We start from the raw sequence: 11,627 nt of genomic DNA, 5'->3' as shown, positions 1-11,627 counted from the left end.
GGGCAGCGATTGATCGGCGCCGGAGATCACCGCCCCGGCAATTCGACCTGCATGGTGTCGCCACCGTAGCCGTGGGTCTTGTCGCGCGCTTGCACGATGACTTCGCTAATGTCGGTGGGTATCTCGACACCGGACAAGCGCCGGGTGAAGGGCTGTTCGCTGGCGTGGTCATGCAGCAACTCGCGTACGCCGAACACCTCCTCGTCGGCACTCATGATGCGAAAGGCATCCGCATAACGCTCCGGGGAGTCGTACGGCGAGGAAACGGTCACATCGAAATCGAAGCGGTTGTCACCGCTGGCCGCCACTTGGACGTCCACGACATCCGGAAACTTCTGGACGTCCTGGCTTTCGGCCTCGGCCGCGGCGAAACCCGCTGTCGCGATGACCACAACGACAATCGCGGTCTTGGCGAGAGGAAACATGCCGGCTCCCGGTTTTGTGGTCGTTGAGGTCAGTATGGCAGGGCCTAGCCTTGCACACTCATAACCGGATGGTCCGACCGGTCAGGTGGTCGGGAACTCTTTCGCCTTCACCTGCGTCCTTGTCCATACCCGGCACGCGACGTGCCGGCCAACCGAGACCATGAAACGACGCTATCACCGGCAGCCTGGCAGGGAAGGCTGTCGAGTCGGGCGCGAGGGGGAGGATCATGAAAGGCAACCGCAAGACGCTGCAGTGGCTCATCGTTCCGTTCACCGTCATCGCCCTGGGCATACCGGCCCTGGCATTCGCCCAGGACGACGAGGAGGCTTCGCTCTATCAGCGACTGGGCGGGCTTATGCCCATCAGCGTGGTGGTCAGCGATTTTCTGGATACGCTGATCCCCGATCCGCAGCTGAACGAGAACCCGGCCATCGACGAGGCGCGCCAGCGAGTCCCGGCGGCCTATCTCAAGTACCATGTGACGGCCTTCGTCTGTGAGGCCACGGGCGGGCCTTGTCAATACCATGGTCGTGGGATGCAGGAATCTCACGCCCACCTGAACATCACCGCGGAGGAGTGGGATCGCATGGTCGAGATCTTCGTCGGGGTGCTCGACGAGCACGGTGTTCCGGAGCGTGAGTCCCAGGAGCTACTGGAACTGCTGGGCACCACCCGCGACGCTATCGTGACCGCGTCCTGACGAGAGGCGCGGGTGAGACAGGGACGGGCCGGCGTCGGGCGACGCCGGCCGAGGGAGGGGAGCGGTCAGAGCTGGCTAAGCACGGTCTCTGCGCTGCTCTACTCCACACACTTGGCTTGCCTTGTTCACGGCACCGAGTACGGCCACCAGCATACCGACCAGCAACCCGGCATAGCCGAGCAGCGACAGCGCCAGGCTCGGTTCGATCAAGCGAATCACCATGGTCATCAGGAGCAGCAAGCCGGCGAACGACATACCGGCTCCCCAGAGCATGAGCTTCATGACACCTCCAGTGACGACATGACGGTGTCCTCTCAGCGATGCAGCCAACAGGCCGAGTAATGACCGCGTCGCGGTTCGAAGTCGGGCGGTTCGTCCACGTCGCAAAGGCCGGCCATGGCATGCGGGCAGCGCGGGTGGAAACGGCAGCCCTTGGGTGGATGCAACAGGCTGGGCGGTTCGCCACCGGGAATCTCGCGCTGCTTGGTGGCATTCGCCGCGTCCGGATCGGCGATCGCCGCGAGCAGCGACTGGGTGTAAGGGTGCTGGGGGTGGTCGAGCAGTTCCTTCACGCCGGCGGTTTCCACCACTCGCCCCGCGTACATCACGAAGATCCGCTCGGCGTAATGGCGCACCGAGGACAGATCGTGAGTGATGAAAGCCAGCGTCAGCTCCCGCTGGGTCTGAATGTGGCGCAGCAGATTGAGGATTTCCACCCGCACCGAGGCATCGAGCATCGAGACCGGTTCATCGGCGATGATCATTGCCGGTTCCAGGATCAGTGCCCGTGCGATCACCACCCGTTGCTGCTGGCCGCCGCTAAGCATGTGCGGGAACTTGGGCAGAAACTCCTCTGCTGGCGACAGCCGCACCTCGTCCAGTACTGCGCGGATACGGCGGTCGCGCTGGGCACGGTCCTTCACCCCATGCACGATCAGCGGTTCGGCAAGGATTCGTCGCACGTCCAGGAACGGCGGTAGCGCGCCGAACGGATCCTGCTGAACATAGCCCACCTTGGCCCGATAGGCCTGGAGCTCGCGCGCCTTCAACCCGCCCAACGAGCGCCCCGCGAAGCGCACCTCGCCGCGCGTGGGTCGATGCAGCCCGAGCAAGGTACGCGCCAGGGAGCTCTTGCCGCAGCCACTCTCGCCCACGAATGCCACCGACTCGCCACGTGCGAGTTCGAAGCTCACCCCATCGACCGCGCGTACCGCGCCCACACGCAGAAAGCCCCACTGGCGCAGCTCGAACCAAGTGTGCAAATCGCTGACTGAGAGCAATGGCTCCCCGTGCCCGACGATGGTAACCGGCTGCCATTCGCTCATCGGTCGCCTCCTTCCGCGTACAGCCAGCAGCGCACCCGCCGACGATCGCCGAGTCGGATGAACTTGGGGTCCTGGGCGCAACGCTTGAAACACGACGGGCAGCGGTCGGCGAAGCGGCAGCCGCTCGGTGGCTCGAGCAGGCTGGGCGGCTGTCCCAGAATCGGCTCGGGCCGGTGTTCCTGACGCAGGCGCGGCACGCTGGCCATCAGCATTTTCGAGTAGGGATGGGCTGGCTCGGTGAAGAATTGCACGGCATCGGCGACTTCGACGATCTGCCCGGCGTACATCAACGCCACGCGATCGGCGAGCTCGCTGGACGTCGCCACGTCATGGGTGATGAGGATGAAGCTGGTGCCCAGTTCACGCTTGAGGCGCTTGAGCAGGTTCATGATGCCGGCTTGGGTCAGCACGTCCAGCGCCGAGGTGGGCTCGTCGAGGATCACCAGTTCCGGCTCGGCGACCAGCGCCATGGCCAACACCACGCGCTGACGCATGCCGCCAGACAGCTCCAGGGGATAACGCTGCAGGAAGTCGGTCGATACTCCCACCAACTCGAAGACTTCCACCGCCCGCGCCATGGCCCGTGCCCGCGGCCATTGCCGCAACACACGCAGTGGCTCGACGACCTGCTCGCCAACCCGTACCACTGGGTTGAGAGCATTCATCGACGCCTGCATCACCAACGCCATGCGTACCCACTGCACGTCACGCCGAAAGCTTTCGTCGCTCATCGCCAACAGTTCGGTCCCGTCCAAGGTAACTCGGCCGGACACCTGGTGGACGTTACGCGGCAGCACCCGCATCAGTGCCTTGGCCAGCGAACTCTTGCCACAGCCGGACTCGCCCAGCACCACCAGTGCCTCATTGCGTCGCACGTCGAAGCTCACGCCGTCCACCGCACGCACCACACCCCGCCGGGTCTGGTAGTGCAGGTGCAGGTCTTCCACCTCGAGCAGTGTCCGGTCGCTCATCACAGGCTCCTCAGGCGCGGGTTGAACACGCGATCCAGGGCGAAACCCAGCGTGGCGAAGCCCAGGCCGGTCAGCATCAGCAGCGCCGCCGGCTCCAGGACCCAGTAGTAATAGCCGTTGTAGAGCGCGCTCTGGGCCTGGGCGTCGTTGAGCACCTTACCCCAGGTAGGCAGCACCGGGTCCCCTAGCCCCAGCACGGCCAGCGAGGCCTCCAGGAACACGAAGGTGGGAATCAGGGTGACGAAGGTCGGGATCAGCACCGGCAGGATGCGCGGGATCATGTAGCGCATCACGATACGCAAGTTGCTGGCGCCATACGCCTGGGCCGCCTCGATATAGGGCGCTTCGCGGATTGGCAGCAGCATCGCCCGGTACATCTTGATACCGGCGCTGAAAATGCCCAGCAGCACTACGACACCGAGCATCAACCAGATACTGGTGGAGTACAGTGTGCCGACCATCACCAGCACCGGCAGCAACGGCAGGATCATGTTGACCTCGGTGAGCCGCTGGATGGTCGCATCGATCCATCCCCGGTACCACACACCCAGCGCGGCGATGATCAACGTGGTCACGGTAGTGCCCACCGCCGCCAGCAAGCCGAAGGCCAGTGCCACCGGCGTGCCCCACATCAGCGCGACTTGCAGGTCGCGGCGTTGGTGGTCGGTACCGGCGATGCCATGCACTCGGCCATAGAGCACCAGGTTGGTCTCGAGATCCGCCTTTTCATCGAACACCACCGCGTCCAACGTCAGTGTGTAGCGACCCGGCTGGACTCGGGGTGCCTGCTGCGTGTCGGGCTCGGCCAGCAACCCCACGTGGGGCACCATGCCTCCCAGCCGGCGCTCGAGTGCACGGTTCTGGGAAATCGAAATCCGTTCGCGGCGACCGATGCGATGCCCGCCCAGCGAGATCTCGCGACCGTCGGGCGTCTCCCACACCAATCGCGCGAAAGGCGTTTGCTCGTGTCCCTCGGCACGCAGGAACAGGTTGATCTCGCTGGGGAAGCCTTCGTGCTCGTATTCGAAGGTCAAGGGAATCCGCAGGCGTCGACCGCCTTCGAAGGCACGCTCCTCGATGTCTGCGCCGGCACTGGACACACTGATGGTCATGGGCTGCCGACCACCGAGCAGGCGGTCGGCCCATACCGGCCCGGCGTTGGCCGGGGTCATCCGCCAGTGCTCGCCGCCACGCCACAACTCCAGCGCCTGGGAATAGGGGATGGCAACAACGGTATAAATAGACAGCCCTACCAACAGGGCGATGATCGCCATGCCCAGGATTGCCGAGGGATAGCGGCGCAGTTCGCGCAAACCATCGAGCCAGCCCGTCATCGCTCGCCCCCCTCGATCCGGATGCGCGGATCCAGTAGCGCATAGAGGATGTCCAGCAGGAACACCGTCATCGCCAGCAGGTAAGCGAAGATCACCACCGAGCCGATGATCACAGGGGTGTCGCGGTGGCCAATGGCCTGGAACAGCAACGACCCCAGCCCCGGCCAGTTGAATACCTGCTCGAGGATGATCGCGCCACTCCATAGCCCGACCAGCATCAGCAGGAAACTGGTGATGATCGGTGCCAGGGTCGGGCGCAGGATGTAACGCCGCTCGATGAGGTTCGAAGGCAGTCCCTTGGCCCGAGCCATTTCCACGTAGTCCTCGCTGGAATGGATCAGGAAGAAGGTGCGCCAGGAGTAGATGGAAACGAACAGTTGCGACACGAACATGGCGGTGAGCGGCAGCAGCATGTGACGCAGCACGCTCGCCGCATAGGCCCAGATCCCCTCGGGCGGCGGCGCCGCTACCATGCCACTGGCGGGCAGCACCGGCATGACGAAAGCGAACAGCAGGATCAGGAAGATGCCGTAGAACCACCCTGGTGCCGCCGAACTCGGCGCCAGGGCAATCACGCAGCGATCCAGCAAGCTGCCGTAGCGTCTCGATAGCGACAACGCGCTGAATACCGAAACGAAGAACACCAGCAGATTGGCGGTACCGAACAGCAGCAGGGTCGCCGGCAGACGCTCGACGATGATGTCGTAGACCTGGCGCGAGCCACGGTCGCTGTGCATCTGCTCGGCGCGCCCCAGGTTGAGGCTGATGGCCTGCTGGAGATAGTCGACGCTACGCAGGATGAAGGGCTCGTCCAGGCGCAACCGCTCCACCTCAAGTGCCACGCGACGCTGGATCAGTTGGTTGCGCTCCTCGGAGCTCATGCCCTGGAAGTCCGGATTGGCTCGCACCGATTCGGCAGCCTCGCTGCGGATCTGCACCATGCGCAGCTCGTCGACCTGCCCCCCCATGTTGGCAATGACGATGGTCAGGTAGACCCCGACCAGCACGGTAACGAAAAGCGCCAGCAGACGCTTGACGGTATAGATCGACAGGCGCCGCAGATCACGCATGAGACCACGCCCGGCGGGGGAACGAGTCGCTGTTTCCCGGCTCATGGCGAGTTCCTCCAACCACCTTCCGGGACCGTGGCGAAGACGTGCGAGGCGAACGATGGCAGTGCCACCCGCCGACTGGTGACGGCCAGTTCCAGACTGTTGGCGCCATGCCCCAGTTTCGCAACCGTTTCGGGTGGCAGCGAGACTTGCCAGTGGCCGTTACCGAGTGCCTTGGCGTTGCCCTTCCTGGCCAGTTCGCCACGCCCATCGAACAACAGGAACTGTGCCTGCTCGATCGCTTTGCGGGCATAGGGTTCGCCTTCGAAGGTGATCGCCAGCGAGAACGTCGCGCCCTCCCCGCTTTCCACGACCATCGGCCCGTCGAGATCCAGTTCCGGAATCTCCGGCTCGGTAAAGCGCAGCCACTTGTCGGCCGGGTCGGGAAAGTCCTCGTAGCGGCGCAGTACGACGCTACCCGCTACCGGATGCACCGAGTGCAGATAGAAGGGGCCATCTCCCACCCAGAAATGGTTTCGCTGCCGATGCCAGTCGGACAGGGCACGATAGCGCTCAGTGGCCTCACCCTCACGTATCAGTTCCTTCAGCACTGCCGGATAGGGGACGAAGCCCTGCTCGCGCGCCCGCTGCAAATGACGCTCCAGTACCGGGATGCTGGGCCCTGCCACCAGACTCATCCAATCCACGCGCTGGCGATCGGCCTTGTTCGAGGAGAACGCCAGTTCGCCATTGCGCTCGGCCAGGATCCCCAGGCTCAGCACATGCCATGGGGTAGTGTTCGGAGCCCAGGCGGCGACGATGGTTTCCGCATCGGGATAGATCTGGTCGCTGTAAATCTCGATCACCAGCGGCTCGGTGGATGCGATATGCCAGCCACGGAAATGCCGCTGGAACGCCTCGAATACGGGGAGGTGTGCCACGTCATGCAGCCGACTGTCCGGATCGGCACGGGCAAAGGTCAGAATCCACGGCAACACAACATCGGCCAGCGAGACCCGCGACCCGTCGTGCCAGCGGCGCTCGAGATATCCCTCCTCGTAACGAATCCGCACACAGATGCGTGCCGTGATGCCATCCTCGTGCTTCTCGCCCACCGTCACGAAACGTCCGGCTTTGGCGTCCCAGTCGATCCAGGCCTCGTCGGGCACCTTGATCTCGGCGGCGGTCTTCACGCTGAGCCAGTCCAGCGTGCGAGTGACCGGGACATCCTTTTGCACCACCACCTCCGCACTCGCGATCCGTTGTGGCCAATACAAGCCAGTGAAGGGGTCGGGAATCAGGGACGGATCCTGCAGCGAGCGGATGATCATCTGATCGAAGATCCAATTGCTGCCCGCGATCGGATTCCAAGGCTCGGTCAGTAGGTCGGGCGAGCCGAACACCATCTCCCCGCCGACACGGTCCTTGAAGCGCACGGTATAGGGCCACAGTATCGAACCGGACAAGCCACCCGCCAGGTCGGTGGCGACTTGCACGTTGCTCGAACGCGCCGAAACATTGAGCTGGTCCACCAGCCAGATGCGCACCGAATTCTCCATCGCAAGCGCCAGGGCGTGTGCCATCATGTCCTGGCGCTCTTCCCTGCTCTGGTAGTCGCGCCGTTGCAGGCGTTCGGCGAGCTCGTCGAATTCCGGCGTCGGGTCGTAGGCTTGCCACAGCGGTTCTGCACGGCCGCGTGGGGTGTAGAAATCGCTGAAATTCTGTGCCTGATCGCGCTGGATGGCAGCGGCAATCCAGCCACCGGTGTAGATATGCCAGCGCCCGGCCTTGGGGTCGCCGCCAATCCAGATCCGCGAGGCCTCCTCCGCCGTGCGGTAATGCCGCTCGACGGTGAAGCCGACGTCTTCCATCAGATTGGCGATGTAATTGCCCACGCGGTGACGCTCGTCTTCGGTGCGGATCAGCACGATGACCCGCACCGGCTGCCCCTCGTGGTGCCAGCGGCCATTGACGAGGCGCACACCGAGCGCTTGCATCTCCCGCTGGATTACCTCCCTTGCCCTTTGCGGATCATGCGCATAGCGCAGCTCCAGTTCGCGAGCCACGTCGGCCAGGCGGGCATAGTCCGGAAAGGCGGTATTCAGTGGCAGGAAGCGTGGCACGGCCAGGCCGCCGTAGATTTCCTCGGCAATGTAGTTACGATCGACCAGCCAATTGAGTGCCTCGCGTATCTCCGGCACATGGAAGGGATTGAGCTCACCGTTGGCAAAGGTAGGGCCAACGGGGTTGAGGGTAAGCTCGGCATTGGTGCCATAGGAAATGTCATACGCCGTGGCCAACGAGTCGCGTATCCGTTGGAATACGGTGGTACTGGTGATCCCCTGGGTGAAGACATGGTGTGAGCCCGCCTCGATCAACCCGGTCACCTGGCCCACATCCGACTCCTGGGTGAACACGACCTGATCCACCAGCGCGCCACGCCGGTTGGCGATCTCCGCTGCATCCCCCTGTTCACTCGACACTGCCGACCGTGGCGGTGAATCCGAGGGTCCGGGACGCACGACAACGACGAGTACCACGGCGAACAGCAATGCCGCGACCGCAAGCAAGCTTCTTCTCATGGCGTCTCCCTTTCCTACACAGTAGGAGATGGAGACGGAAGAAGGAAAATGCCCCGAGGGGTCACCCGCGATTCATACGTGCCAGCCAGTGCCCGGCGATGGTGAAGGCCAGTACATAACAGAGCGCACCCGCCGCTAGGGTCGTGCTCTGGCCGAAGTGAACGGAAAGCAGCGGCGCCAGCGAAGCCCCCAGCACCGAGGCGAAGCCATTGATGCCCCAGGCCCACGGTATCCAGCGGTCCTCGCCGGCGAGCTGACGCAACGCCCAGGGGAAGGGGCGGCCCATGGCCCAGGCCAAGGGCAGCAGCAGCACGATCAGCAGCATGGCACGCAGGAGAAAGTCGGGAGCGCTGAGATCGCGAACGGCCAGGAATGGCACCAGCGCCAGCGCCAGGCCAATGGCCACGGCGGCGTAGATCCGCACCACACTGGTACGGCTGGCGCTTTCCGGGGTCATGGCGCTGCCGATGCCGGAGCCGACCAGGAAGGTGGCGAAGACCAACGCCGCGGCAAGCACCGGCTCGCCGAGGTACAGGATCAGGCGCTGGAAGAACGCCAGTTCCACGACGATGTAGCCCAGGCCGAGCGCGGTGAAATAACCGGCAACCGACAGCCGGCTGAAGGGCCGACCGATCGGTGGCAACCGCCCCAGCGGCAACAGGATCAACAGGAACGCCAGCACGGCGACGACGACAGTCGTCACCACCGACAGGATCAGCGTCCAGTCGAGATAGCTCCAGCCACGCCCACCCAGCTCGCGGACGAGTCCCGGTGCCTCTCTCCAGGCCAGGGAGCGCCACGGATAGGGGCTGTCTAGCTCGGCTGGAGCCGCATGGAATAGACTCGCCTCTTGCGGTAACGGTCGCTGTTCGAACAACGCTCGCGCAACGTCATGAAAGACAGGCGACTCCAGCCGGTGATAGCGATTGGTCTGCTCACGTGTCAGCCCCGGAAGCCAGGCGGTGTCGAATCGCCACTGCTCGGCGAATTCCCGCAGCGCACTAAGATCCGCCTCCCCCAGTGGCGTTGGCGAGGCCAGGATTAGCAGCGCCTGCAAGCCACGCAGCACGGCCACCCGTTCTCCCGGCTCCGCCGCGCCATGCTGACGCAAGGCCCGATCCAGTGTGGCCATCGCGCGAGGATAGTAACGAGGCGGATAGTCGAGTGACAGCGGAATGGCGAGCAGGCCGTCGGAGGCCAGCCGTGCCAGGGCCAGCTCCAGGCCAGCCACCGTGAGTGCATAGTCCTCGGAAGCGGCGTCGCCCTCCTCCCAAGCCATGTCGAAGACGATGATCGAATAAGGAACGTCGGTAGCGCGGATCAAGTGACGCCAGATGCCATCCTCGACCAGTGTCACGCCAGCCTCGCTCGCTCCTCGCGACCGGGCGATATCGAGGATCCTGCCATCGGGCTCGACCCAGGTGGTCTCCCGACCTTGGGCTGCAATAGGGGTCTGCCAGGCGCCACTGCCCATTACCAGCACCCGGCCGGAGGGGCGCAGTTGCATGGGCAAGCCGGCCAGCGAGGCACGCATGTGATCCGCCTCGGCCGGCCACCTTCGCGCCACGGGCACCACCCGGTCGCTGCCGATTACCACCGCATCCACCGATGGCACGTTCTCGGTCCAGCCCAGGCTCAACCCCGGCGCGAAACGCAGGCTATCGGCACGGAACAGCGCAAGCCGGCCCAGCAGACCGGGACGGACCGCCAGCGTCTCGACACCGGGCAACTGGCGGATCTCGGCCAGCGCCTTGAAGTCCGATACGGCTGGTTCGGGTGGGCGAATGGCGGCGGCCAGGGCCAGCAGCATACCCAAGGCGCATAGAGCACCCGCACCCCGTCGCTCATGAGCGAGCCCCAGTACGCTTCCCAAGGCGAACAACAGCACGGCGACCACTGCCAGGGCCGTCGTCACTGGCACGATCACCAGCAGTAGCGCAGCCCCCAGGCTGCCCACTCCGCTGCCGAGCAGATTGGCCGCGTACAGGGACCGAGTACGACCAGGCCAACGCAAGAAGACTTGGCCAATCGCCAGGCCGGTCCCGTAGAAGGGCACGAAGGCAACGAAGTCCACCAGCAGCAGGCGCGCAAGCTCACCCAGATCCCAGCCAGCGAACACCGGGCGCAGCGCGACCCGTGACTGCAGCACGATCAGCAGCAGGAAACCGGCACCGGTGATCCCCAAACCGCTAAGGAACCAGCCGTCGCCGCGGCTGAAACGGTAGCGGCCGGCCAGTGCCAGGGTGGTACCCGCCGCCCCCAGGCCCAGCAACGCCAGCGAAATGGCCAACCCGGCGAAGTGATACCAGTGGCTGAACTCAAACAGTCGCAGCAGCAGGACTTCCAGGGCCAGCAGAGCGGCGGAGACGCCAGCCACGGCCACTAGATCGAGTCGGCCCGGAACTTCTCTCGTCGCCATCAGTGGCCACCGGTAAGCGGTACGAAGCGCACCGAGGCCAGGTTGCGGGTGCCTACCTCGCCATTGGCGTCCTTCTCCACCAGCAGCAGGTTCTGGATCCAGCCACTGCGCCCCACCGGAATCACCATGCGCCCACCCGGGCGAAGCTGGGCCACCAGCGACGGTGGCGTGTGCGACGCCGCGGCCGTGACGATGATGGCATCGAACGGCGCGCGCGCCTCGTGGCCGTAATAGCCGTCGCCGTGCAGCACGGTGATATTGTGATAGCCCATCCGTTCGAGGCGCTCGGCGGCGCTTTCGGCCAGGTCGCGGATGATTTCGATGGTCACCACCTCGTCGACGATCTCGGCAAGGATCGCCGCCTGGTAACCGGAGCCCGTGCCCACCTCCAGCACGCGGTCATCGGCTTCCAGTGCCAGCCGCTCGGTCATGTAGGCAACGATGTAGGGTTGGGAAATCGTCTGGCCGTAACCGATGGGCTGTGGCGCATCCCGATAGGCGCGCCGCGCCGATACCAGCGGCGCGAAACGGTGGCGCGGCACCCGGCGCATGACCTCGAGCACCATCGCATCACTCACTCCCCTGGATTCGATCTGGTCGCTCACCATCGCCGCCCGGAGTTCGGCGTATTCATCGTCGTCAAAGACCGGACGCTGGGGCTCCCCTCCCGCCTGGGAGGCCTCCAGCAACACCGTGACATCCTGCGCGGCGGCCGGTGCACAGGCAACCATGGCCGCCAGCAACGCGGCGCGAATCCAGCCGGCCTGTGGATGTGCCTGGACCATTTCCGGCTCCTCTAAGGACTCCGGAATTCAAAG

The 11,627-nt window shown here is 64.6% G+C and carries 10 protein-coding genes; 1 reads left to right on the top strand and 9 read right to left on the bottom strand.

What is annotated here, in order from left to right; translation table 11 throughout:
- Positions 1–26: 26 nt before the first annotated feature.
- Positions 27–425, bottom strand: coding sequence for a hypothetical protein (locus IE093_RS08105; protein WP_189467983.1), 399 nt, complete (start codon positions 423–425; stop codon positions 27–29).
- A gap of 227 nt (positions 426–652) precedes the next feature.
- Here IE093_RS08105 and IE093_RS08100 point away from each other — a divergent pair, with 227 nt between their 5' ends.
- Positions 653–1,126 carry a group I truncated hemoglobin gene (locus tag IE093_RS08100; protein ID WP_189467981.1) on the top strand — a complete coding sequence of 158 codons (474 nt, stop codon included), beginning with the start codon at positions 653–655 and terminating at the stop codon, positions 1,124–1,126.
- A gap of 75 nt (positions 1,127–1,201) precedes the next feature.
- Here the strand turns inward: IE093_RS08100 and IE093_RS08095 are convergent, their stop codons facing one another.
- From IE093_RS08095 to IE093_RS08060, 8 genes are all read right to left on the bottom strand, one after another.
- On the bottom strand, positions 1,202–1,408 hold the full coding sequence (locus tag IE093_RS08095; protein ID WP_189467979.1) for a hypothetical protein: 207 nt from the start codon (positions 1,406–1,408) through the stop codon (positions 1,202–1,204).
- Positions 1,409–1,440: 32 nt separating this feature from the next.
- On the bottom strand, positions 1,441–2,451 hold the full coding sequence (locus tag IE093_RS08090; protein ID WP_189467977.1) for an ABC transporter ATP-binding protein: 1,011 nt from the start codon (positions 2,449–2,451) through the stop codon (positions 1,441–1,443).
- On the bottom strand, positions 2,448–3,422 hold the full coding sequence (locus IE093_RS08085; protein WP_189467975.1) for an ABC transporter ATP-binding protein: 975 nt from the start codon (positions 3,420–3,422) through the stop codon (positions 2,448–2,450). The genes IE093_RS08090 and IE093_RS08085 overlap by 4 nt, the downstream gene beginning before the upstream one ends.
- On the bottom strand, positions 3,422–4,756 hold the full coding sequence (locus IE093_RS08080) for an ABC transporter permease (protein ID WP_189467973.1): 1,335 nt from the start codon (positions 4,754–4,756) through the stop codon (positions 3,422–3,424). Before IE093_RS08080 ends, IE093_RS08085 begins: the two co-directional genes overlap by 1 nt.
- Positions 4,753–5,871, bottom strand: coding sequence for an ABC transporter permease (locus tag IE093_RS08075; protein ID WP_189467971.1), 1,119 nt, complete (start codon positions 5,869–5,871; stop codon positions 4,753–4,755). The genes IE093_RS08080 and IE093_RS08075 overlap by 4 nt, the downstream gene beginning before the upstream one ends.
- On the bottom strand, positions 5,868–8,390 hold the full coding sequence (locus tag IE093_RS08070) for an ABC transporter substrate-binding protein (RefSeq protein WP_189467970.1): 2,523 nt from the start codon (positions 8,388–8,390) through the stop codon (positions 5,868–5,870). Before IE093_RS08070 ends, IE093_RS08075 begins: the two co-directional genes overlap by 4 nt.
- A gap of 61 nt (positions 8,391–8,451) precedes the next feature.
- Positions 8,452–10,809, bottom strand: coding sequence for a hypothetical protein (locus IE093_RS08065; protein ID WP_189467967.1), 2,358 nt, complete (start codon positions 10,807–10,809; stop codon positions 8,452–8,454).
- Positions 10,809–11,594, bottom strand: coding sequence for a protein-L-isoaspartate(D-aspartate) O-methyltransferase (locus tag IE093_RS08060; RefSeq protein ID WP_229803387.1), 786 nt, complete (start codon positions 11,592–11,594; stop codon positions 10,809–10,811). Before IE093_RS08060 ends, IE093_RS08065 begins: the two co-directional genes overlap by 1 nt.
- Between the last annotated feature and the right edge of the window lie 33 nt (positions 11,595–11,627).

Origin of the sequence: Litchfieldella qijiaojingensis (genome assembly GCF_014651875.1) — a bacterium.
GTDB lineage: Bacteria > Pseudomonadota > Gammaproteobacteria > Pseudomonadales > Halomonadaceae > Litchfieldella > Litchfieldella qijiaojingensis.
The sequence above is the reverse complement of the archived record's forward strand: the minus strand, read 5'-3'. Positions and strand labels throughout refer to the sequence as shown.